Below are 22,818 nucleotides of genomic sequence, written 5' to 3' on the forward strand. Positions count from 1 at the left end.
CGTCTCCGCCACTCGAATGCCCTGATCATGGGATCGGCGTCGATGCTCAACTACGCTGACACGGTGGTCAAGCGGGGAGCGGGAGCCCTGGTGCTCGGTGTACTCCTGATGGCGGGATGCGGCGCCGACGACGGACTCCCGACCGGCGACTGGCGGCACAACGGCGCCGAGGTGAGCGCCGCGAAGATCGAGTCATACGCGGGCAATGGCCACTGTGACTGGCAGGAGGCGCACTTCCTGCACGTGGTGCGGCCCTTGAGCGGTGAGTCGGGGCAACGCCGCCAGTTCGTCCGTGATCCCGAGGGTGTGACCGGTGTGCCGGAGCTGCGGCAAGGGTTCCGAGCAGATGCCGAGCTGCCTACCGACGCGGCACCGACGGGCTACGAGAACGACGGTACGGAGTTGTGGCTGGCGGGCAGCGACCAGGACGTACGTGCCTACCTGGTCAGCGAGTCCGGCGAGAAGGTGGAGGCTTGGCCGCGGGCCGATCCGCCGGTCGGCTGCGACTGAATGGTCCGTCCGTCGGTGTCCGTCAGGCGCTGACCGCGTGTCCCGGAATGGGGCGGCGCTCAGCCGGGCGGCTTCGGCGTGACGTGCGGCCGGACTGTCGGTTCGAGCAGTGACAACGTGCGCTGCCGGGTATCGAGGCCGACGCGGATGCCGATCGGCATGGGCAGGTTCGGTCCGGCGTGTCCGAAGTCGACGTTGCCGAGCACCGGGATGTCGCGGTCGCCGAGTACGTCGAGGACGATCTCGGGCGGGGTTGTGGGCGCCTCGGGGGAGTGGAGTCCGGCGATGTCGCGTGGGACGCCGACGACCATGCCGCCAGGCGGCGCCGTCGCCGTGGAAATCCCGATCTCTTGGCTGCTACAGGTGGTCCCAACTCGGTCGTCAACGTCGGCGAGCCAGACCACTCGGATGCCTACACCTTCCGGATAGCTGCTACCTGGTCCACCTTGGAATCGCTGCCCGGTCGGTGAAACCCTGGCCGGTCGTGACTGCCAGCATCCCTCGCGGCCGGCTGCGTCGTTCCGGAGGAGATCACCCAAGCTCGCGTCTGCCCTAGTACGGCAGCCGCCGTTCGGGATCATGGCTGAAGTTCGAGGTTAAGGCGGCGTGTGTAGTGGGCTCGTCGGGCTCGGGCTTGATGCCGTCGCCGCCAGCCTGACCAGTGCAAACGATGGGCGATGCCGCTGATCGGGCGGATGATGCAGGCGTTGATCAGCCGGCGGACCTCGTTGACGGTCAGCTTGATCAGTCCGGTGTCGGCCGGATTCTCGGCGGCGTCAGCGGCGCAGATCGCCAGGACGGCGAGGGCGGCCAGAGCGAGGGTGGTGAAGCGGTGCCAGGAGTCCCAGCGGCGGACCTGGTGCTGGTCCAGGCCGACTTGGCTCTTGGCGGCCTGGAAGCTCTCCTCGATGCTCCAGCGGATCCCGGCGACCCGCACGAGCTGGGCGAGGGTGGCGGGTCTCGGGGTCCAGCAGCGGTAGAAGGCCAGCTCACCGGTGCTGGTGTTGCGGCGGATCAGGAGGCTGTGCCGGCCGCCGTCGTCGGGGTCAGCGTCGGTGCACACGTCATCGAGCCAGGCCCAGTCGTAGAAGCGCGGCCCTTTCGACCCGGCGCCGGCAGAGCGGCGCTGCCACGCCGAGGCGGGCAGGTCAGCGGCGATCTGGTCGGCGCGGATGCGGGTCTTACCGCCGTCGAGGGGAACCAGGTGGCTGCGGGACACCTCCAGGACGTAGCCGAGCTGGTGCTCACGCAGGTGCGCACGGAAGGCACTGCTGTTGCCGTAGGCCTCGTCCGCGGCCACCCACCCCGCCGGCACCCCGGCGTCCAGGGCCGCGGTGATCATCTGTGCGGCCAACTCCGACTTGGTGGCGAACTCGACCTCGTCAGGCACGCCAGCGGCCTGGCAGCGGTCCCGGTCGTCGGTCCACGACGCCGGCAGATACACCCGCCGGTCGATCAGCGTGTGCCCGTCAACGCCGGCGTAGCCCAGGAACACCCCGACCTGGCTGTTCTCGATCCGCCCCGCCGTGCCGGTGTACTGACGCTGCACCCCGACCGTGTGAACACCCTTCTTCAGGTCGCCGGTCTCGTCCACGGCCAAGACCGCGTCCGGGGCGCCGAACCGGCCGGCGATCAGCTGCCGCAGATCGTCACGGACAGCGTCGGCGTCCCACACCGCCCGGTACAACAACCGCTGCATCGCATCCGGTCTGCCGTGTCCGGCCTGCTCCGCCAACTGCCAGCACGTCTTCACCTCAAGGTCAGCCAGCAGCCCGGTGACGAACTGTCCCGCCGCCCGCCGCGGTTCCAATCGGCCGAACCGGCCCGCGAAGCACCCCAGCACCTCGGCCAGCACCCGCTCCCACCGACCAACCGCTACGCTGTGGCACGCGGCCACCGCCAAATCTGAAGTTATGTCCACAACATACAGACGATCACGCGGTGGCCGCCTCGCGTCCACCCCACCCCACCAGCAAGATCTCAAACGGCGGCTGCCGTACTAGCGAAGGTCCTCACCGACCAGCGCTGGTGCACTCTTACACCGGGTGGTGTACTCTTGCACCACTGTCAGCGAGGAATGCGAGTCCACGGGAGGGCCGATGAAATCTCACAAGAAAGTCTTTACGAAAACGTTCCGAAAGGGCGCAGATGATCAGTGCGGGTCGTCACCCCAAGAAGGAGATCGCCGATGCGCTGCGTGGAGCTGAGGAGGCCGGTCTCGCTGTCGCCAAGATTCATCGGGGACACCGGTGGGGTGAGGTTCGATGTGCCCCTTGCCGGGCAAGCCGAGCGGTCTGGTCGACACCTCGTGATCCCGCGACCCACGCAAAGCAGATCGACCGGTTCACCCGGAGTCACAGTCACGCCCAGCCCCCGTCGGGGAGCGGCGGCGACTCATGAGGGTGGAGGGAGGTAAGCCATGGCGACGCACGTGTTCACGGTGGTGCTCGATCGGCAGCCCGATGACAACGAACTGGATGCCCTGTTCGCCGCAGGCTGCGATGACGCGGCGTTCGGCGCGGAGAACGGCCTCCCGATCGCCGAGTTCGATCGCGAGGCGGAGACGATGGCCGACGCGATCGCGACCGCCGTACGCAGCCTCGACGGGGTCGGCGTGATCGCGCTCCGCGTCCTGGATCAGGACCTGATCACGCTGGCCGATGTCGCTGAGCGGATCGGGCAGAGTCGTGAGTCGGTACGGCGGTACGCCACCGGGGATCGGGGTCCGGGTGGCTTTCCGCCGCCGGTCAACCCGGCCCGGGAGGGCACTCTCTTCTACCGGTGGAGCGAGGTGGCTCCATGGCTGAGGCACAACTTGGCGATCGACGTGCCCGACGTCGACCCGGCGTTGGTGATGGCGAACCTGGTGCTCCAGGCCAGGCAGCACCGCAGTCGGGTCGCCCACGTGACAGCATTGACCGACCTCCTCGCGGCCTGACCCCCCGCGTGAACGCTGGCTGCGTACCCCAGGATTGGCCGGAGGGGGCGGCGGGCATGGTCTGGCGGTTGCCGTCGACCGGCGAGTTCGACGGCCGATGGGATGAGACGTTCTCGCTGCTCAGCGAGAACTTCGGCGGCCAGCAGGTGCAGTTTCAGAAGAACGACCTGGAGCGCGAGTTCCCCGGCCTGTGGGGGCCACGAACCGCAGATCTGGGTCCTCCGGCAGGACTATCGATGGGCGCATACTCAGCTGCGACACGAGCTCTATCAGAAGTACAAGGACAGGGAACGTTGAAGCCAACCCGGCGACTGTCACGGCGACGCGTCCTCCCTGCCGCGCTGGGCGCAGCCGGGATCATGGCGGCCATGCTGGTGATCGCGGGATGCACCACTCCGCCCGGAGGAGACGACCCACGCGGGCAACCGAGCCCCACCGCGATGTCAACCGAGCCGGTGTTGAGCGATGACATCGCCGAGGGAGTCGCGGTCGAGGAGCGCGGCTTCGCGACCTTTCCGGTGCCGGACGGCGACGCCACGAGGCGCATCGTCGGTGCTGCGGCGGTGTTCCGGAACGTGACGGACCAACCGATGAGGATCCACGTGCGCTACCGCTTCGTGGATGAGACCGGGCGGGGATGGCGGTCGACCGAGCAGCGCGACTGGTCGGCGATCCTCGCCGCGGGCTGGGCGTATCTGCCAGCGGGCGATGCGGTCGAGCTGGGCGACATCCGCCAGGTCGACGCGGACGAGGCTGAGCGCGTCGCGCGAATCGTGCTGTACGTGGTCGGGGAGCCGACGGCGCCGTCCGTGCTGCTGCCCGCGCGGGTCGACGAGTTGAAGCTGCGACAGGACGGGAACGACAAGTGGGACTTCGTGTCGTTCACGGTGGACAACCCCGGTTCCGAGTTCGAGGAACCCAACTACGGCATGGTGTTTCGGTCCGCCGAGGGCAACCTGGTCGGGGGATGGTTCGTCGACCGCGCCAACTGGGCCGACCTCGAAGCCGCGCTACCCGAGAGCGAAACCGATCGGTACCCACCGGCCGCGAGCCGGCACACCCTGCCGGCCTGGCTTCCTCCTGATGCCCGGCCGACCGACGTGACGATGTATGTGTGGCCTTGACAGACGGGGGACGGTGCCGCCGACACCGCCTCGCCCGTCCGTTCAGGTGCCCTGGCTTCGTGGTTCCAGACCGAGCAGATGCCTACAGGCTGCACCAGCAGTAGAGGTGGTCACCTGCGTGGCGGGCCCGCTTGGCGAGGCCGGCGATCAGCTCGATGATCCCGCGAACCTCGCTCTTGGGCGGTGGGCCGGAGCTGGACAGCTCTTCGATCTGGCCCCACTGGGTCGACAGCTCCGGCAGTCTGCTGTCGTCGATCGAGGCGAGGGTGTCCCGGGTGGCGTCGTCGAGGCTGAGCAGCCACGGACCTTCCCCGTCGTCGCCGCTCCAGATGAGATTGTTGCCGACGAGGCCGGCGTGCCAGGGAACACCGCGGGCCAAGGCCACGAGCTGACCGAGAATGACCGTGAAATCGAGACCCTTGAGATCGACGACGTCGATGTCCCCGCCGTTGTCGGCCAAGGCGGACGGGCCGCCGACGAGATCGTCCATGAGGGCGATCGCCGCGCCGTCATCCGCAGCCCTGAAGTAGTCATAGAGAACTCCCATGCCGGTCACCCCATCACAGGGGTGCGACAACGTGGTTCGTTGACGTGGGTCAGCGCCGGTAGGCGGGAGGGAAGGCGGTGAGGGCGGCCCGCAGGTCGGCCGAGGGTCCGCCGTCGACCGGCGTGCCGGCCGTCAACAACCGCTGGGTGCCGCGCCAGACCGCGACCGCGTAGTCGGCCTCGGAGGTCTGACACAGCGGCCTGCCGGCGGGGGTGCTCAACCGCAGACCGCCACGGCGGGTACGGCGGATGGCGAAACCCCAGCCGCTGGCGGCGCCGGTGAACACGTAGCTGGCGTCCGGATGCGCCAACAGGGTCACGACGCCGTCGAGGAGGTCCGTGGCGGCCGGGTACACCATCAGCAACCCTCGGGAGCCGAGCTGGCGGGAACTGTGCACCCCACCGTCCCAGCGCAGGGTGACGTGCCCCAGCTCGAACCCGGTCACCTGCTCCGGCTGATCCACGGGGGCATCGAACTCCACGACGATCACGCCATCATGGTCACATGCCGGGTCGACGGACTCGGCCTTCGTCGAGGGCTGAGCGCGTACCCAGAACGAACCGGAAGAGGGTGGCGGCATGTTGTACGACACGATCGGGGCGACCTACACCGTGACGCGGCGGACCGAGCCGAGGATCGCGGCGCGGATCTGGGCGGCGCTCGGTGACGCGCGGACGGTGTTGAACGTCGGGGCCGGCACCGGGTCCTACGAGCCGGCCGACCGGGACGTTGTGGCGGTGGAGCCGTCGGCGTTGATGCGGGCGCAGCGTCCGGCGGGGGCGGCGCGGTGCGTCGCCGCCACCGCGGAACGCCTGCCGTTCGCGGACCGGTCGTTCGACGCGGCGATGGCGGTCTCCACCCTGCACCACTGGCCGGACCCGGTCGCCGGGCTGCGCGAGCTGCGGCGGGTGGCCCGGCGGGTGGTGGTGCTCACGCACGACTCCAGCGCCGCCGGGTGGCACCGGCGGTTCTGGCTGACCCGCGACTACCTGCCCGAGGTCGCCGGGCTGCTGCTCGCCGGTCGGCCGTCGCTGACCGAGCTGGCCGGGGCGATCGGGGCCCGGGTGGAGCAGGTGCCGATCCCGTGGGACTGCGCCGACGGGCTCTTCGAGGCGTACTGGCGCCGGCCCGAGGCGTACCTTGACGATCAGGTACGCCAGGGCGTGTCGGTGTGGGCCAAGGTCGGGCCGGCGGTCGAGCGGCGGGCGGTGGGCCGGCTCCGGGACGACCTCGCCTCGGGCCGCTGGGCCGACCGCAACCGCGACCTGGTCGACCTCGACGCGGCCGAGCTCGGCCTGCGCCTGCTCGTGGCAGGTCCACCCGACGGACGGTAACAACCGGCCCGCTCAGGTCGGGACCTTGGTCCCGGGTCTCTCGGGTGTTCCGCCCCGGGTGCCGGCGCCGCCTCGCGGGAGAAGCTGATCCCGTCAAAGAGAGCAGCGAGTCGCGGAGGCGGCAATGACCACCAAGCAGATCACCAAGCGTTCCATCGAACGGCCCCTGGAGCAGGCTGAACTGCCGGGCGCCATGCTGACCACCACCGCCGCCCGGATCATGGCCGTGCTGCGGATCTCCACCGGGTTCGTCTTCCTGTGGGCGTTCCTCGACAAGACCTTCGGGTTCGGGTTCGCCACCCCGGCCGAGCGGGCCTGGGTCAACGGCGGCTCGCCGACCAAGGGCTTCCTCTCCTCGGTCGAGGTCGGCCCGCTGCAGGGCTTCTTCCACTCGATCGCCGGCACCTGGTGGGCCAACACCCTGTTCATGGTCGGCCTGGCCGCCATCGGCGTCGCCCTGATCGCCGGGGTCGGCCTGCGGATCGCCGCCGGCTCGGGTGCGCTGATGATGGTCTTCATGTGGCTGGCCGAGTTCCCACTCGACCGCTTCACCGCCAGCGGCGAGCCCGCCGGCTCGACCAACCCGCTCATCGACTACCACATCGTGTACGCGATCGTCCTGGTCGCCCTCGCCGCCGCGTACGCCGGCCACACCTGGGGCCTCGGCCGCCTCTGGGCCAAGCTCCCCTTCGTCCAGAAGAACCGCTGGCTGATCTGAACCGCCCTGCCCCCGATCCCGGTGTGCCCGGACCGCCTCCCCCGCGGTCCGGGCACACCGGCGTCGGCCCACGGGTCACCCGCATCGCCGCCATCGCGGCGAGAGCCCTACGCTACGTCGCGACGCCGCCATCCGAGGAGCCGCTGGCCGTGCGAAAAGGAACCTTCCGGTACGACATCAGGGCGCGCTGCGAGATCGGGGACGCGGTCGCGCTGCTGGCCGACATACCGAGGCTGACCTCCCGGCACCCGCTCGCCATCCGGGTCGCCGAACTCGAACCCGGACCCGGCACCATCCGCAGCGTGGCCGTCACCTCCCGGCTGCGGCTCGGTCCGCTGGGATTCCTCATCACCTACCGGGCCGACGTCGTCAAGGTCACGGCCGACGAGGTGGTCACGGTCGCCCGCCAGAAGCCGGCGACCACCCTCACCAATCACGCCCGGTTCCGCTCCGAGGGTGACGGGACGACCCACATCGACGTACGGATCGACTACGAGTCGCCCACGCTGCTGTTTCCGTACGGGTTCGGCAAGGCCCGGCAGGTCCACCGTGAACTCGCCCACGGCATCAAGGAAATCCTCGAACAACCGGCGGCATAGCAGGGTGGATTGCCACCCCGGCCCCCGGCGGCGCGGGCGTTGCGTTCCGGGCGGCGGCGATCACCACGCCACCGCCCGGGACGCTCACCCGGCCATCAGGCCGAGCATCCCCAGCGCTCCTGGGCCTTGATGATGATCGGGACACGCTGCGTCTCGACCCCGTCGGAGGCCGTCAGGTACCACCGGTACTCGCCGTAGTCGAGCGCCGGCAGGGTCAGCGCGAAGAGCCAGAGCGGGCTCGTGCCGCTGCTCGACCCGGGCGGAAGCGGCGGGTACGACAGGGTGCTGGTGCCCGCCGGCAACTCCTCGGCGCCGACCTGCATCGGCGTCGACCACTCTCCCTCGATGCTGAACCAGAAGTAGGTGAAGAGGGGGGAGTTCGCCTCGATGCAGGCGCGCTGCCCGAAGTCCACCAACTCCCAGGTCGGAGCCGGGGTGGTGGGGCCGACCGCGGCGGCCGGTGAGCTGATTGTCAGCGCCAGCGCGACCGCGCTGACCAGGCCGAGGGCCATTCGGAGGATACGAGGGGTCGATCGCGACATTGGGCCTCCTTGGTAGATCGGTGGGTAAGGTGACGGGAACTCAGCAGCTCCCACGCTCTGCGAAGTGATCCGGGCTGAGCTGGCTCAGCACGGTCGATTGCCGACCCGCCCCCGGTAGCGCACGGCAACGGGTCCCGGGCGGCTACCAGACCGGGCACCCCCAGCGCTCCTGCGCCCTGATGGTGATCGGGACCCGCTGCGTCACCACCCCGTCCGAGGCGGTCATGTACCACACGTGATCGCCGAAATCGAGCGCCGGCAGGTTCATCGTGACCAGGGTGAGCGGGCTCCCGCCCTCGCTCGACCCGGGCGGGATCGGCGGGTGCGGCAGGCTGAGGGTGGTCGTGCCGGGCGGCAGATCCTCGGCACCGACCTCGAGCGGGGTCGACCACGTCCCCCGCACGCTGAACCAGAAGTAGGTGAACTGGGGCTGGTTGGCGGCCAGGCAGGCGCGCTGCGGGAAGTCGATCAATTCCCAGGTCGGAGCGGGTGTGGCAGGGCCGGCGGTGGCGGCGGCCGGCGGGCTGATTGTCAGCGCCAGCGCGACCGCGCTGACCAGGCCGAGGGCCATTCGGAGGATACGAGGGGTCGATCGCGACATTGGGCCTCCCCAGTGGATCGGTGGGTGAGCGGCTGTCGGTTGCGGCGGCCGTCGCCTACCGCGCCGCTTGCTGAGGAAGTCTGACGAAGAAATGTCAGAGGAAACTCAGTAGCGTCCGCAATCGTCCGGATCAGCGCCCCGGTGGGAGGTCGTCGGCGCCCACCCGGGCGGCGACCCAGCCCAGCTCCAGCGGCCAGTCCGCGACCGGCCCGGGGCGTCCGCCCTCGACAGCCAGCGCCGCTCCACGCCGTACCCCGCCCTTCCAGCCGCGATGGCGATGCACGTACCGTGCCACGAAGCCCGGCACGAGGTCCGTACGCCCGACGCTGGCCAGCCATTCCACGATCGCGGCCGGCGACGCGGTCCAGTCGGCCGCCCGCGATCCGGTCACCCGGTCGGGATCGGTGGCCTCCTCGAACCACGGCAGCGCGTATTGCCGGATCAGCGCCAGCCAGGCCGTCAACTGGCCCGGTCGGGCGGACGGGCTGCGCAGATCCAGCTCGCCCCGGGCGTGGTTGTCACCGCAGGCGTAGCCGAGATAGTGCCCGCAGATGTGGTCGTCGTCGCGGGTGACCCGGTCCGGGTTGGCCCGGCGCCAGCGACGCAGCGCCGGGTCGGACAGGGCGAGCGTGGTGAGCACCCGGATCGGGCCGCCCGACCGGTTGCGCGAACTCGGCTCCAGGATGATCTCCTGCCGGAGGGTCCCGACGCTGCGACGCAGGGTGAGCTGCCGCGGCAACCACTCGAAGCCCGCGTCGCGCAGGTGTTCGCCGGCCCACTCGCCGGCCGCGCGGACCACGTCCCGGGGGGTCGCCGAATCCGATGTCACGTCGTCCCTTCCCTCGTGGCACCCTGACCAGGTGATCGTCACCTTCGACGCCGAACTGTGGCTCTGGTCCGCCCGCCGCGACGAGAGCTGGACCTTCGTCACCCTGCCGGCCGACGCGTCCGAGGAGATCCGCGAGCAGGCCGCCGCCCGCGGCCCGCGCCGCGGATTCGGCTCCGTCCGGGTGCGGGCCACCATCGGCGCCACCTCCTGGTCAACGTCGATCTTCCCCGACAGCGCCCAGGGTAGCTACGTCCTGCCGGTCAAACGCGCCGTCCGCAACGCCGAAGCCCTCGAAGCCGGCGACCCGACCACCGTCACCGTCGAACTGGCCGACCCCTGAGCCGGTACGGGGGCCGGCTACCCCGACAGGGGTAACCAGAGCGACCCCGCTGGAGGGACGCCGGCCGACCGGCCCCGCCGTAGCGTGCCGGCCATGGCGCAACGATCGGTCTTCACCCGAGCAGTCCTCACCCGGGCCCGGGTGGCCGCCCTGGTCGCGATCGGGCTGACGGCGCTGGGCCTCGGGTATCTCAGCCTGCCCGACGGCACCGGCCCGACCGTGCCCGACGGCGCCCGGGCCGGAGATCTCACCATGACGGGCTGCACCTACGACACCGAGGCGGGCAGCCTCGACGCGGAGTGCGGCACCCTGGTGGTCCCGGAGAACCGGCGGGACCCCGGATCCGACCTGATCGCGCTGCCGGTCATCCGGATCCGAGCCACCGGCGCGGAACCGGCCGAGCCGATCTTCCGACTGGAGGGCGGCCCCGGCGAGACGAACATGAGGTTCGCGGAGGCGAGCCGCCTGGTCGACCGCCACGATGTGGTCCTGGTCGGCTACCGCGGCGTCGACGGTTCGACGGTGCTCGACTGCCCGGAGGTCGAGTCGGCGCTGCGGCGGTCGGCCGACCTCACCGGCGAGGAATCGACGCGCCGGTACGCGGAGGCGTTCGCCACCTGCGCCCGCCGGCTGGCCGGTGCGGGCATCGACCTCGACGGCTACTCGTTGCCGCAGCGGGTCGACGATCTCGAGGCGGCCCGGCAGGCCCTCGGCTACCAGCGGATCCACCTGCTTAGCGAGAGCGCGGGAACCCGGACCGCGATGATCTACGCGTGGCGGTACCCGGACTCGATCCGCCGATCGGTGATGATCGCGGTCAACCCGCCGGGCCACTTCTGGTGGGATCCGGCGATCACCGACGACCAGCTCGACCACTATGCCGCGCTCTGCGCCCGCGACGACGGCTGCGCCGCCCGCACCGACGACCTCGCCGCCACCATGGCCGTCACCGCCGGTGATCCACCCGACCGCTGGCTGTTCCTGCCGATCAAGGCGGGCAACGTCCGGGCGGGAACCCTGTTCGGCCTGTTCCACACCACCGGGGCGGCGGCCCCGCTGAACGCGCCGACCATGTTCGACGCCTGGCTGGCCGCCGCCGGCGGCGACCCGAGCGGGCTCTGGGCCACCTCGCTGCTGACCAGCGTGATCTTCCCGGGCGCGTTCGTCTGGGGCGAGTTCGCCGCCTCCGGAATCATCGACGCCGGGGCCGTCGACGCCCACTACGCGGCCGGCGGCGACCCCGGCTCGGTTCTCGGCAACGCCGCCACCGACTTCCTGTGGGGCGGCGGCCGGCTCACCGGGGCGTGGCCGGCGAGCCCGGACTATGTGGACTACCGGCGGGTGCGGCCGACCGAGGTCGAGACCCTCCTGGTCGGTGGCACGGTCGACTTCTCGACCCCGCCACGGCTCGCCACCGACGAACTGCTGCCCGCGCTGCCGAACGGGCGGCAGGTCATCCTGGCCGAACTCGGGCACACCACCGACTTCTGGAGCTACCAGCCCGACGCCAGCACCCGGTTGCTGACCGCGTACCTCGAAAACGGCGCGGTGGACGACTCCCGCTACCGGACCCGCCCGGTCGACTTCGACATCGAATCCGTCAGCCTCCCCACCATCGCGCGGATCCTGTTCGGCACCCTGGCCGGCCTCGGCCTGGCCGCCGTCGTGCTGCTCGGCGGGATGGCGCGGCGGGTACGCCGCCGGGGCCGGCTCGGAACGCGGGCCAGCGGCTGGCTGCGTTGCCTCGCCCCGGTGGTCGTCGGCCTGGGCGGCTGGTCAGTCGCGGTACTGATCGGCTCCGGCAGGTGGCCAGGACTGTTCGTCGGCGGCCGGTGGCTGGTGGTGCTCTCCGTCGGCATCGCCGCCGGGCTCGCCACCTTCGTGGCCTGGGTCCACCGGGACGCCAGTCGCGGGACCCGGTGGGCCGGCCTGGCGGCGGCACTGGCCGGTTCGCTGCTCGGCGGCTGGTTCGGGTTCCACGCCGTCGAGGACGTCGCCGCCCTGGCGACCACGATCGTCGGCGCGACCGCCACCGCCAACCTCGCGTTGCTCCTCATCGACCTGCGCCGGGACGTTGTGGTGAGGTAGCCGGGTGGCCGTTTCCCTGCCGCGGGTGCCGGCGGTCGACCTCGCGCTGGCCGGCGTCGCGTTGACGGCGCTTGTCGGGCAACGGATCGCCGTGGCGCCGGCCCTCGGCGGGAAGCTGCCCGTCGCGTTGGCACTCTCCGTGGTGATCGCCGGATCCCTCGCCGTGCGGCGCCGGGTCCCACTGGCCGGATACCTGTCGGGGTCGGTGGCGCTGTCGGCCGAGGCGCTGTGGGTGCAGGCCGACCCGGTGGCGCCCTACGTGAACCTGATCGGGCTCTACTCCCTGGGCCTGTACGGCACCGGGCGGCGGGCACTGTGGGGGCCGGTGCTCGTCCTGCCGGCGGTGCTGGCGTACTTCAGTAACGTGCCGGCACCCTGGTCGGCGCCGGCCGGGGTGGTGTTCGTGTGGCTGCTGGCGTGGGGGGCCGGCTACGGCAGTGCTCGGCGGCGGGAGCGGCAGGCGGCGGCGCGGCGACGGCTGCGCCGGGCGGCGGTCGCCAGCGAGCGGACCCGGATCGCCCGGGAGCTGCACGACCTGGTCGGTCACACGGTCAACGTCATGCTGGTGCGGGTCGGCGCGGCCCGGGTGGTCCTGGACCGCGCGCCGGAGCAGGCCCGGGACATACTGCGGGGCGTGGAGCAGACCGGCCGGGAGGCCCTCGACGAGCTGGACCTGATGCTCGGCACCCTCCGCGACGGTGACGAGACGGCACCCGCCCCGCCCGGCCTCGCCGAGCTGCCGCGCCTCGCCCAGCGGATGACCCGGGCGGGCATGACGGTGTCGCTGCGGGTCGACCCGGCCGGCCCGCCGCTGCCGGGCAGCCTCGACCTGTCGGCGTACCGGATCGTGCAGGAAGCCCTCACCAACGCGCTGCGGCACGGGCAGGCGGGCGCCGCCCGGGTCCGGGTCGGTCGCGACCCGCGACGCCTGGAACTGGAGATCTGCGACGACGGGCGGGGCCCGGAACCCGGCTACCAGCCCGGCCGCGGGCTGCTGGGGATCGCCGAGCGGGCCGCCCTCTTCGGCGGCCGGCTGGAACACGGCCCGGGTGCCACCGGTGGTTTCCGGGTCCGGGCGGTGCTTTTCCTGCCATGACCGTACGGGTGCTGCTGGCCGACGACGACGCGCTGCTGCGGGCCGGCCTTGACGTGGTGCTCGATGCCGCGGACGGCATCGACGTGGTCGGCGAGGCGGCCGACGGCCTGCGGGCGGTCGAACAGTGCCGGTCGCTCAACCCGGACGTCGTGCTGATGGACGTCCGGATGCCGGGCGTCGACGGCATCGAGGCCACCCGCCGGATCGTCGCCGCCGGCCTGCCGACCCGGGTGCTGGTGCTCTCCACGTTCCGCCACGACGAGTACGTGTGGGGTGCGCTGCGCGCGGGCGCCAGCGGCTTCCTGCTCAAACGGGCCTCGCCGGAACGGCTCGTGGACGCGGTGCGGACGGTGGCCGCCGGGGACACCCTGCTGGACCCGTCGGTCACCCGCGACCTGGTGGAGCACTTCGTCCGGCGATCCCCGGTCGGGTCCACGGTCAGCACCGAGGCCGCCGGCCGGTTGTCCGGGCTGACCCCTCGGGAGATCCAGGTGCTGCGGCTGGTCGCCGAGGGGTACTCGAACGAGGAGATCGCCGAGCTGCTCGTCATCGCGGAGTCGACCGCGAAGACCCACGTGAAGCGGGTACTCGCCAAGATCGGCGCCCGGGACCGCGCCCAGGCGGTGGTCCTCGCCTACCGGGCCGGCCTGGTGGCTCCGGCCTGACGGCCGTTCAGACACCTCGGGTGATCGCAGTAGCATGCTGCGGTGACCGCGTCATGAGGCCGACCATCGCCGCCGAGACCCTGCGTTCGACCCTGACGCAGTACCTCGCGACCACGTTCGGGCTGAGCGAGGACGGGGTCCGCGACGGGCTGGAACGCTTCCTGTCCCACCCCGAGCAGGGCATCTTCCGCGGGCCGTACCTGCGGATCCGGACCCCGTTCCGGCCCGCGTCCGGTGACTGGCGGGCAGACCTGGACTGGGCGCCGGCCGGCTTCACGCCCTACCTGCACCAGGCGCGGGCCTTCCGCCGGCTCTCGACCCGGGACGGGGCGGCCGAACCGACGCTGATCACCACCGGCACCGGCTCCGGCAAGACCGAGTCGTTCCTGATCCCGGTGCTCGACCACTGCCGCCGCGAGCGCGCCCGGGGCCGGACCGGGATCAAGGCGATCCTGCTCTACCCGATGAACGCGCTCGCCACCGACCAGACCAACCGGATCGACGACCTGCTGGCCGACCCGGCGCTGAGCCAGGTCACCGCCGGGCTCTACATCGGCGACGTGGCCGCCGAGGAGCCGCCGCGGGTGCTGGTGCGGCGCTCCGAGATGCGCCGCACCCCGCCGGACATCCTGATCACCAACTACAAGATGCTCGACCTGCTGCTGCAACGCGCCGACGACCTGCCGCTGTGGGAGGGCGCCGACCCGGCGTACGTGGTGCTTGACGAGTTTCACAGCTACGACGGCGCGCAGGGTACCGACGTGGCGATGCTGCTGCGGCGGCTCGCCGCCGCGCTCGGGCTGGCCCGGCCGGACCGGCCGCTCGGGCCGATCTGCCCGGTGGCCACCTCCGCGACCCTCGGCGAGGGCGGCGGCCGGGACGGGCGCACCGCCATCCGGGAGGTCGCCGAGCAGGTCTTCGGGGTCGCCTTCGACGACGCCTCGGTGGTCGGCGAGGACCGCTACGAGCCGGCCGAGTTCGTCGCCCGGCAGGACTTCAACCTGCCGCTGCCCAGCCCCGAGGAGCTGGCCGCCGCCACCGGGTCCGACGACGCTGCCGAGCTGCTGCTCGGTGAGCGCTGCGCCGACGACCCGGTCCGGCTCGGCGCGCTGCTGCGCCGGCACCCGCTGACCAAGGCGGTGCTCGACGCCCTCGGACCCCGGCCGCGCACCCTCGGCGAGGTCATCGACGTGCTGCCCCGCAAGAACGCCACCGGCTGGGGCAGCGCCATGAAGACCCGGCCGGAGATCACCGCCCGCGCGCTGGCCCGCTTCGTCGGCCTGCTCTCGCTCGCCCAGAATCCCGACGACCCCGGCCGACCCCTGCTCAACATCGAAACCCACCTCTGGGTACGGGCGGTCTCCCGACTGCTGCGCGGCGTCTCCCGGCAGACCATGTTCGGCTGGTACGGCGAACCGCGCCGCCAACTGGAGTTCTCCACCTCCGACCTCGACGCCGTCGTCGCCGACGCCCGCCACCAGCTGCTGCCCGCCATCTACTGCCGGCACTGCGGCCGGTCCGGCTGGGCGGCGATGTCCCCGGAACGCGACCCGCAGGAGCTGGAGACCGACCCCGACAAGGTCTACCGGGCCAGCGTGGGCCGCGACAAGCGGCGCGTCCGGGCCTTCATCGCCGCCACCGACGACGAGGTACGCCGCCGCACCCGCGGCCTGCTGGTGCTGGAGTACGGCACCCGGGTCCGCCCCCTCGACCCGGACCGCGACCGGGAGACGACCGATGACACGGTGATCGTGCTCGGCGACCTGACCGGCGTCGACGCCGCCGAGAAGGACCGCTGCCCCTCCTGCCAACTGGACCACGGCATCCGCTTCCTCGGCGCCGGCCTGGCCACCCTCGCCTCGGTGGCCATCACCCAGCTCTTCACCGGCGGCGAACTGGGCGCCGACGAGGCCAAGACGCTGCTGTTCAACGACTCCGTCCAGGACGCCGCGCACCGCGCCGGCTTCGTCGCCAACCGCTCGTACGGCTTCTCGCTGCGCTCGCTGCTCGCCGACCAGCTCCGGCCCGGCGAGCCGGTCGGGCTCGACGAACTGCTCGCAGGCATGGTCAAGGCCGCCGCCGACCGGGCGGTGCTGTCCAGTGTGGTCCCACCCGACCTGCACGACCAGCCCGGCGTCGACGGCCTGCTGGCCGGCGAGCACACCGGCGAACGCGAGACCTGGACGCTGATCAGCGAACGGCTCGTCTTCGCCGCCGTGATGGAGACCGGGCTGCGCGCCCGGCAGGGCCGCACCCTGGAACTGACCCGCAGCGTCGCCGTCGAGGTCGCGCTCGAAGACCCGGCGCGCGCCGCCGCGATCTGCCGGGACGTGCACCGCACCGGCACCGCGCAGCTCAGCGACCCGCCACCGGACGACGCCCGCTACCTCGCCTTCCTGCGCGGGCTGCTGGAACGGCTGCGGACCCGGGGGGCGGTCTACCACGAGTGGCTGCGGCCGTACCTGCGGCGCGGCGGCGCCCGGTGGCAGATCTGGGGTGGCCGCCCACCCGGCATGCCCGCCTTCCCGCGCGGACTGTCCGCGCCGGCCTTCCTGCTGGCCACCCCGAAGTCCCGCTCCGAGTTCGACGCGATCGCCGCCCGCGGCAACTGGTACCAGGACTGGACCAGCCGCTGCCTCGGCCTGGAGCCGGGCGACGCGGCCGGCTACCTCAGCCGGCTGCTGCCCGCCCTGGCCGCCGACCACATCGTCGCCGCCGACACCTGCGACGACGGCAACACCGTGTACGGGCTGCTCCCCGGCCACCTACGGGTCACCCGGCTGACCGACCCGGCGGCCGTCGTCGCCGGGATCGGCTGCGACACCTGCCACTGGCAGCAGACCGAACACCCCGACCGGGTCGACGACTGGACCGGCCAGCCGTGCCGGCAGTACCGCTGCCCCGGCCGGCTGCGCGCCGCCCCCGACGAGACCGCGCCGGACGACTACTACCGCCGGCTCTACCTGGAACGCCCGGTGTTCCGGGTGGTCACCGGCGAACACACCGGCATGCTCACCCGCGCCCAGCGGGAAACCGTCGAGCGGCAGTTCCGCGACGGCGACCGCTACACCGACCCGAACGTGCTCTCCTGCACCCCGACGCTGGAGATGGGCATCGACATCGGCGCCCTCTCCGCCGTGGTGCTCGCCTCGCTGCCGCACGGGCCGGCCAACTACGTGCAGCGGGCCGGCCGCGCCGGCCGCCGCAGCGGCAACGCGTTCGTGCTCACCCTGATCGGCCGCACCGAACGGGACCGCTACTACCTCACCGAGCCGCGCGACATGATCGCCGGGCAGATCGTGCCGCCCGGCTGCTTCCTCTCCGCCGTGGAGATCCTGCGCCGGCAGTACCTGGCCCACCTGATCGACCTGGCCGCCCGCAACCGGTTGCCCGGCGTACTGCCGCTGCCCCGCCGCGCCCACGTGCTCTTCGGCCGCGGCGGCTGGCTGCCCGGGCTCGCCGACGCCGCCCGCCGCGACGGCGACCGGCTGGTGGGGGAGTTCCTGGCCCTCTTCGGCGACAAGGTGCTGCCCGCCGCCGCCGACGAGCTGCGCGACTTCGCCCGCACCGGGATCGCCGGCCGGGTCACCGAGGCCGGGCACGCCTGGGAGGCCCGGCTGGCCGACCTGCGCGGCCGGCTGGCCGAGATCGACAAGGCCAGCGGCGGGCTGGTCGGCACCGACCCCGACCACGCCCGCGAACTGCGGATGCTCAAGGCCGAGGCGCGGGCCGTTCGCCGCCGGCTCACCGAGGTCAGCTCCGCCGCCGCCCACGCCACCCTGGTCGAGCTGGGCCTGCTGCCCAACTACGCGCTGATCGACAGCCGCACCGCCCTGGAGGCCACCCTCACCTGGGAGGAGCGCGGCGCCGACGGAGACCGCCGGTTCCACACCGAACTACGCGAGTACGACCGGCCCGCCCGGCAGGCGCTGCACGAACTCGCCCCCGGCAACAACTACTACGTACGCGGCTACCGGCACGAGATCTCCGGGCTCGACGTCGGCACCGCCGACCGGCCCGCGTACCGGCAGTGGCGGATCTGCGCCAGGTGCGGCTACGTCCGCACCCGCCCGGCCGTCGAGCCGATCGCCGAGTGCCCGCGCTGCCGGGACACCGGCATCGCCGACCACGGGCGGCTGTTCAACGTGCTCCAGCCGACCCGGGTGCTCAGCCGGGACAAACGCGACGACGCCCGGATCCGCGACGACAGCGACGACCGGGAACACCGCTGGTACGCCGGCACCGTCGCGGTCGACATCGACCCGGCCCAGGTCGAACAGTCGTGGCGGCACGCCAGCCAGACCTTCGGCGTGGACTACAGCCGGCGGGCCATGATCCGGCACTTCAACCTCGGCGCCCAGCGGTTCGACCGGCCCGCCGAACCGTTCGCCGGCGACGAGGTACGCCTCAACCCGTTCCACACCTGCACCGCCTGCGGCGGCACCACCGTCGACGGGGAGCCGGCGGTCAGCCAGGAACTCGCCGCGCACGCCTCCGGCTCGGCGGTGCTGCCCGGGGCCGAGCACCACCGGCCGTGGTGCCCGTACCGCCGCTCGCCGGCCGGCCCGGCCGCTCACGTCGGCCTGATCCTCGCCCACGAACTGCAGACCGAGGCGCTGCGCATCCTGATCCCGGCGGTGACCGCCGCCGTCCGGGAACGGCTGGTCTCCTTCGCCGCCGCCGTCCGGCTCGGCATCGCCGCCCAGTATGGCGGCGACCCGGCCCACCTGCGGGTGGTGCTCGCCGCCATGCCCGACGCCGGTAGCCAGGAGGTCGGCGGCGAGGGCACCCGCAACTTCGTCGTGGTGTACGACACCCAGCCGCAGGGCACCGGCTACCTGCACCGGCTCGCCCGGCCCGCCGAGTTCCGGACCGTGCTGGAGCTGGCCCTGACCCGCATCGCCGACTGCGAGTGCCAGCACGAGGGCCGCCCGGTCTGCCACCGCTGCCTGCTGCGCTACGCCCGGGACGAGGAGTTCGGGCTGATGAGCCGAGCCGAGGCGCTCGGCATGCTGGACCGGCTGCTGGCCGGCTGGGACACCCGGACCGCGACCAGCACCGACGAGATCTCCCTGCTGCAGCAGGTGGAGAGCGAGCTGGAGCTGCTCTTCCTCAACAAGCTGCTGGCCCACCCCGGGCGGCCCGGCTCCGGGCTGCGCATCGAACGCCGCACCGACCACGACGGCGCCCGGGTCGCCGACCTGACCTTCACCGGCCCGGACGGGCGCCACCTGACCCGCTGGCAGATGAAGCTGCAGAACACCATCAAGGGCACCCGGCCCGACGTGCACTTCAGACGCCTGGACGCGCCGTCGCCGGAGGTCGCCGTCTACCTCGACGGCTTCAAATATCACGGCCAGCCGCCGTACAACCGGCTCGCCGACGACGCCGAGAAGCGCGCCCGGCTGCGCGCCCACGACTACCTGGTCTTCGCCGCCACCTGGGAGGACGTGCGGACCTGGGGCACCGAGCCGGCGGCCGGCGGGCCGGACCCGGGCCGCTGGTCCCCGTATGGCGGGGTCAGCCGGCAGGCGGCCCGGGGCAGGTACCGGACCATGCCGGCCGGCGGGGACGCCGAGGAGCTGGAGCGGACGGTCTGGGCCAACCCCGTCGACCAGTTGCTGTCCTTCCTGGCCGAGCCCGACCTGGACCGGTGGCGGCGCCGGGCCGAGGCGGTCCTCTTCGGACTCTTCAAGCAGGCCCGGGAGAACACGGTCGCGGACTCCGCCGGGGTCGGGCTGGCCGCGCTCGCGGCACTGCGAGGCGGGCCGCTGCCGGCCGGCACCGGCGGGAAGATCATCGTGGCGCGCGCCGTGGACGACGCCGGCTGCCCGGTGACGATGATCGTCGACGGGCGGGTGCCCCAGCCGGTCTGGTCGGCGCTGACCCTGATCGACGACTCGCCGGCCGGGGTGCGGGAGCCGGCCCACCGGGGCCGGTGGGCGGCGTGGCTGACCTGGGGCAACATCATCCAGTTCCTGGCCGCCGGGGACGGCGACGCCGGGCAGCTCGCCACCTCCACACTGGACTGGTTCGACCCGGCGTCGCTGGCGGTCGCCGAGGGCACCGGCATCCTGCCCGGCCGCCGGGCGTTGCCGCTCGACGAGGAGACCGCGACCTGGCTCGGCGTCACCGGCGACCCGACCGCCGACGAACCGGTGCCGGTCGAGGCGGACTCGCCGTGGCGCGACGTGCTGCACTACCTCGACCCCGACGACAGCGCCCTGGAACGGCTCGTGCGGCAACTCGCCGACCAGGGCCTGCCGCCCCCGGTCGTCGGCTACGAACTCGGCGACCAGGGCTGGCAGGCCGAGCTGGCCTGGCCCGAGCAGCGGACCGCCGTGCTGCTCACCGGGGCGGCCGGCGATCCCGAGATCGCCGACCGGGACGGCGCGTACGCGGCGGCCGGCTGGCAGGCCCGCCGGGCCGGTGACTGGTCGATAGCCGACCTGGCGGCCCGCATCCGGGCGAGCGACCACGCTGGAACCGCCGACAGGGGAGAGGATTCATGACCACCGGAGCGACCCTGCGGATGCTGGACCGGGCCGACAAGGAGGTCATGAAGCTCAGCCGGGCCGACATCGGCGCGGTCTACGAGTTCCTGCACAAGTTCCGCAACAACCCGGAGAACCCCGGCCTGCACCTCAAGTCGCTCAACGGCGACGCCCGGCTGATGTCGGCCCGGATCAACCGGGACTACCGGGCGCTGCTGCTGCACATCGCCGACCGGGACTACCTCCTCGTCGCCGTCAAGCACCGGGGCGAGGTCTACGACAACCTCGACCGGTACGCGTACCGGATCAACCGGGTCACCGGCGGCATCGAGGTGGTCGACCTGGCGCCGGTCGGCGACAGCATCGTCGGCCGGGTCACGCCGCCCACCGATCCGGCGCCGGCTGGTCTGACGCCGGCTGGTCTGACGCCGGCTGGTGTGTCGCCGGCTGGTGTGACGCCCGCCGGTCCGTCGCCCGCCGGTCCGGCGTCGGTTGAGCCGGTCTCGACCGAGCCGGTGTCGGTTGGCAAGCCGCTCTTCGACGCGTACACCGATGCCCAGCTCGTCGAGTTGGGGGTGGCCGAGCCGCTGCTGCCGCAGATCCGCCAGCTGACCGGCGAGGCGGAGCTGCTGGAGCTGCTGGACCGGGCTCCGCAGCTCACCACCGACGTGCTCTTCGCCCTCTACGACGGCAGGTCCTACGAACACGTCCTGGAGCAGGTCACCACGCCGGTGCGGGCGGCCGGGCCGGTGGACCCGGAGGACTTCCGGACCGCGTTGGAGAGTCCGGCCACGCTCGTCACCTCCGACGACGAGGCGCTGCAGGCCATGCTCGGGCAACCCTTCGACCGCTGGCAGATCTTCCTGCATCCCACCCAGCGCAAGCTCGTCGACAAGGTCGGCTACCGGGGGCCGGTGCGGGTCGGCGGCGGGCCGGGCACCGGCAAGACCATCGTCGCCCTGCACCGGGTCGCCCACCTCGTCCGTCGGCTACCGCCGGGCACCGACCGGCCGGTCCTGCTCACCACCTTCAACCGCAACCTCGCCGCGGATCTGCGTACCCGGCTGCTGGCGCTCGGCGGCGAGGCGCTGGTCTCCCGGGTCGACATCGTCAACATCGACCGGCTCGCCAGCCGGGTGGTGACCGAGGCCGGTGCCGCCGGCGGACGGCGGGTCGTCGACGACAACCGGGTCGCCCAGCTCTGGGAGACCTTCCTCGTGGAGACGGGGGCCGCCGCCGGCGCCGGGGCGACCGGTGGCCACGGCGCGGCCGGTGTTCACGGCGCCCCCGCTGGTGCCGGCGCCGGCGAGTGGGACGCGGACTTTCTCGCGGCCGAGTGGAACCAGGTGATCCTCGGGCAGGTGCTCAACTCCCGTACCGAATATTTCCGGGCCCGCCGCCCCAACCGGGGCCGCAGCCTCAGCCGCGCCGAGCGGGACCGGATCTGGCAGGTCACCGAGCGGTTCACCAGCTGGCTGGAGGGCCAGGGGCTGTGGACCTGGCGGCAGGTCGCCCAGCGGGCCGCCCGGCTGGAGATGGAGCGCGCCGCGAGCGCCGCCGGCGCCGGTGGGTCGGGGGAGTCCTCCGGCGGATCACACCGGCCGCGCTACCGGCACGTGGTGGTCGACGAGGCGCAGGACCTCAGCGCCGCGCACTGGAAGATGCTGCGGGCGATGGTCGCCGCCGGGCCGGACGACATGTTTCTCACCGGCGACACCCACCAGCGCATCTACGACAACCACGTGACCCTGGGCAGCCTCGGGGTCAACATCCGGGGCCGCTCCCACCGGCTCACCCTCAGCTACCGGACCACCCGGCAGATCCTCGCCGACGCGCTGGAGATCATGCACGGCGAGGTCTACGACGACCTCGACGGCGGCGAGGAGAACCTCGCCGGCTACCGCTCGCTGCTGCGCGGCGGCCCGCCGACCTTCCAGGGCGCGGCCACCTGGGCGCGGGAACGGGACCTGATCGCCGAGCGGCTGCGCGCCTGGGGCACCCCGCTCGACGGGTCGGTCGCGGTCTGCGTACCGACGAAGGAGCTGGCGGCCGACGTGGCGGCGCGGCTGACCGCCGACGGCGTACCCGTGGTGGAGATCGGCCCGGACGGGCCGCAACGCCCCGACGGCGTCCACATCGGCACCATGCACCGGTTCAAGGGGCTGGAGTATCAGCGCATGATCATCGCCGGGGTCAGCGACGGGCTGGTGCCCCGACAGATGATCAACCGGTACCGGGAGACCGACCCGAAGCGCTACCAGCGGGAGCGCCAGCGCGACCGGTCGCTGCTCTTCGTGGCCGCGACCCGGCCCCGCGACGAGCTGGCGATCTCCTGGCACGGCACGCCGAGCCCGTTCCTGACCAGCCGGCTCGTGCAGCGGCCGGCGAGCTGA

18 protein-coding genes and 1 pseudogene are annotated in these 22,818 nt (G+C 72.4%); 12 read left to right on the top strand and 7 right to left on the bottom strand.

Annotated elements, in window-relative coordinates:
- The first annotated feature begins 42 nt into the window (after positions 1–42).
- Complete coding sequence (locus O7627_RS14270) at positions 43–510, top strand: hypothetical protein (RefSeq protein WP_278093993.1); 468 nt, start codon at positions 43–45, stop codon at positions 508–510.
- A 59-nt stretch (positions 511–569) separates the two neighbouring features.
- On the opposite strand, the gene O7627_RS14275 is transcribed toward O7627_RS14270, so the two are convergent.
- Together O7627_RS14275 and O7627_RS14280 are read right to left on the bottom strand one after the other, a co-directional pair.
- Entirely contained in the window at positions 570–914 is a 345-nt protein-coding gene (locus O7627_RS14275) for a hypothetical protein (RefSeq protein WP_278093994.1), read from the bottom strand.
- Positions 915–1,087: 173 nt separating this feature from the next.
- On the bottom strand, positions 1,088–2,350 hold the full coding sequence (locus tag O7627_RS14280; RefSeq protein WP_278098280.1) for an IS701 family transposase: 1,263 nt from the start codon (positions 2,348–2,350) through the stop codon (positions 1,088–1,090).
- A gap of 579 nt (positions 2,351–2,929) precedes the next feature.
- On the opposite strand from O7627_RS14280, the gene O7627_RS14285 reads away from it, so the two are divergent.
- Together O7627_RS14285 and O7627_RS14290 are read left to right on the top strand one after the other, a co-directional pair.
- Entirely contained in the window at positions 2,930–3,448 is a 519-nt protein-coding gene (locus O7627_RS14285; protein ID WP_278093995.1) for a helix-turn-helix transcriptional regulator, read from the top strand.
- Between the two features lie 56 nt (positions 3,449–3,504).
- Positions 3,505–4,572, top strand: a complete 1,068-nt coding sequence (locus tag O7627_RS14290; RefSeq protein ID WP_278093996.1) for a hypothetical protein — start codon at positions 3,505–3,507, stop codon at positions 4,570–4,572.
- Positions 4,573–4,654: 82 nt separating this feature from the next.
- On the opposite strand, the gene O7627_RS14295 is transcribed toward O7627_RS14290, so the two are convergent.
- Complete coding sequence (locus tag O7627_RS14295) at positions 4,655–5,128, bottom strand: hypothetical protein (protein ID WP_278093997.1); 474 nt, start codon at positions 5,126–5,128, stop codon at positions 4,655–4,657.
- Positions 5,129–5,168: 40 nt separating this feature from the next.
- A complete protein-coding gene (locus tag O7627_RS14300) occupies positions 5,169–5,609 on the bottom strand; it encodes a hypothetical protein (protein ID WP_278093998.1) in 441 nt (146 codons plus the stop codon).
- A gap of 91 nt (positions 5,610–5,700) precedes the next feature.
- Between O7627_RS14300 and O7627_RS14305 the strand changes: the two are divergent.
- From O7627_RS14305 to O7627_RS14315, 3 genes and pseudogenes are all read left to right on the top strand, one after another.
- Positions 5,701–6,453: pseudogene (locus O7627_RS14305) on the top strand (class I SAM-dependent methyltransferase); the annotation flags it as partial.
- A 124-nt stretch (positions 6,454–6,577) separates the two neighbouring features.
- A complete protein-coding gene (locus tag O7627_RS14310; RefSeq protein WP_278093999.1) occupies positions 6,578–7,171 on the top strand; it encodes a DoxX family membrane protein in 594 nt (197 codons plus the stop codon).
- 149 nt (positions 7,172–7,320) lie between these two features.
- Entirely contained in the window at positions 7,321–7,770 is a 450-nt protein-coding gene (locus O7627_RS14315; protein WP_278094000.1) for an SRPBCC family protein, read from the top strand.
- 95 nt (positions 7,771–7,865) lie between these two features.
- Here O7627_RS14315 and O7627_RS14320 read toward each other — a convergent pair whose 3' ends face one another.
- From O7627_RS14320 to O7627_RS14330, 3 genes are all read right to left on the bottom strand, one after another.
- Positions 7,866–8,282, bottom strand: coding sequence for a DUF5980 family protein (locus O7627_RS14320; RefSeq protein WP_278094001.1), 417 nt, complete (start codon positions 8,280–8,282; stop codon positions 7,866–7,868).
- Positions 8,283–8,454: 172 nt separating this feature from the next.
- Complete coding sequence (locus O7627_RS14325; RefSeq protein WP_278094002.1) at positions 8,455–8,883, bottom strand: DUF5980 family protein; 429 nt, start codon at positions 8,881–8,883, stop codon at positions 8,455–8,457.
- A gap of 160 nt (positions 8,884–9,043) precedes the next feature.
- Positions 9,044–9,742, bottom strand: a complete 699-nt coding sequence (locus O7627_RS14330) for a hypothetical protein (protein ID WP_278094003.1) — start codon at positions 9,740–9,742, stop codon at positions 9,044–9,046.
- Between the two features lie 31 nt (positions 9,743–9,773).
- On the opposite strand from O7627_RS14330, the gene O7627_RS14335 reads away from it, so the two are divergent.
- From O7627_RS14335 to O7627_RS14360, 6 genes are all read left to right on the top strand, one after another.
- The gene (locus O7627_RS14335) at positions 9,774–10,082 is read left to right on the top strand and encodes a DUF1905 domain-containing protein (protein ID WP_278094004.1); all 309 of its coding nucleotides are present in this window, start codon (positions 9,774–9,776) and stop codon (positions 10,080–10,082) included.
- 93 nt (positions 10,083–10,175) lie between these two features.
- Positions 10,176–12,170, top strand: a complete 1,995-nt coding sequence (locus O7627_RS14340; protein ID WP_278094005.1) for an alpha/beta fold hydrolase — start codon at positions 10,176–10,178, stop codon at positions 12,168–12,170.
- Positions 12,171–12,174: 4 nt separating this feature from the next.
- Positions 12,175–13,266 (top strand): sensor histidine kinase, encoded by a 1,092-nt coding sequence (locus tag O7627_RS14345; RefSeq protein ID WP_278094006.1) that lies wholly within the window; start codon positions 12,175–12,177, stop codon positions 13,264–13,266.
- Positions 13,263–13,931, top strand: coding sequence for a response regulator transcription factor (locus O7627_RS14350; RefSeq protein WP_278094007.1), 669 nt, complete (start codon positions 13,263–13,265; stop codon positions 13,929–13,931). The genes O7627_RS14345 and O7627_RS14350 overlap by 4 nt, the downstream gene beginning before the upstream one ends.
- Before the next feature lie 53 nt (positions 13,932–13,984).
- Positions 13,985–20,443 carry a DEAD/DEAH box helicase gene (locus O7627_RS14355; protein WP_278094008.1) on the top strand — a complete coding sequence of 2,153 codons (6,459 nt, stop codon included), beginning with the start codon at positions 13,985–13,987 and terminating at the stop codon, positions 20,441–20,443.
- Positions 20,440–22,818 carry a UvrD-helicase domain-containing protein gene (locus O7627_RS14360; RefSeq protein ID WP_278094009.1) on the top strand — a complete coding sequence of 793 codons (2,379 nt, stop codon included), beginning with the start codon at positions 20,440–20,442 and terminating at the stop codon, positions 22,816–22,818. The genes O7627_RS14355 and O7627_RS14360 overlap by 4 nt, the downstream gene beginning before the upstream one ends.

The sequence above is a fragment of the Solwaraspora sp. WMMD1047 genome (assembly GCF_029626155.1).
In the GTDB taxonomy this organism is placed as follows: Bacteria; Actinomycetota; Actinomycetes; order Mycobacteriales; family Micromonosporaceae; genus WMMD1047.

Coding starts and splice junctions, on each gene's coding strand:
- O7627_RS14270 (WP_278093993.1), top strand. CDS start 43: ATGCTCAACTACGCTGACACGGTGGTCAAGCGGGGAGCGGGAGCCCTG.
- O7627_RS14285 (WP_278093995.1), top strand. CDS start 2,930: ATGGCGACGCACGTGTTCACGGTGGTGCTCGATCGGCAGCCCGATGAC.
- O7627_RS14290 (WP_278093996.1), top strand. CDS start 3,505: ATGGTCTGGCGGTTGCCGTCGACCGGCGAGTTCGACGGCCGATGGGAT.
- O7627_RS14310 (WP_278093999.1), top strand. CDS start 6,578: ATGACCACCAAGCAGATCACCAAGCGTTCCATCGAACGGCCCCTGGAG.
- O7627_RS14320 (WP_278094001.1), bottom strand. CDS start 8,282: ATGGCCCTCGGCCTGGTCAGCGCGGTCGCGCTGGCGCTGACAATCAGC.
- O7627_RS14325 (WP_278094002.1), bottom strand. CDS start 8,883: ATGGCCCTCGGCCTGGTCAGCGCGGTCGCGCTGGCGCTGACAATCAGC.
- O7627_RS14340 (WP_278094005.1), top strand. CDS start 10,176: ATGGCGCAACGATCGGTCTTCACCCGAGCAGTCCTCACCCGGGCCCGG.
- O7627_RS14350 (WP_278094007.1), top strand. CDS start 13,263: ATGACCGTACGGGTGCTGCTGGCCGACGACGACGCGCTGCTGCGGGCC.
- O7627_RS14355 (WP_278094008.1), top strand. CDS start 13,985: ATGAGGCCGACCATCGCCGCCGAGACCCTGCGTTCGACCCTGACGCAG.
- O7627_RS14360 (WP_278094009.1), top strand. CDS start 20,440: ATGACCACCGGAGCGACCCTGCGGATGCTGGACCGGGCCGACAAGGAG.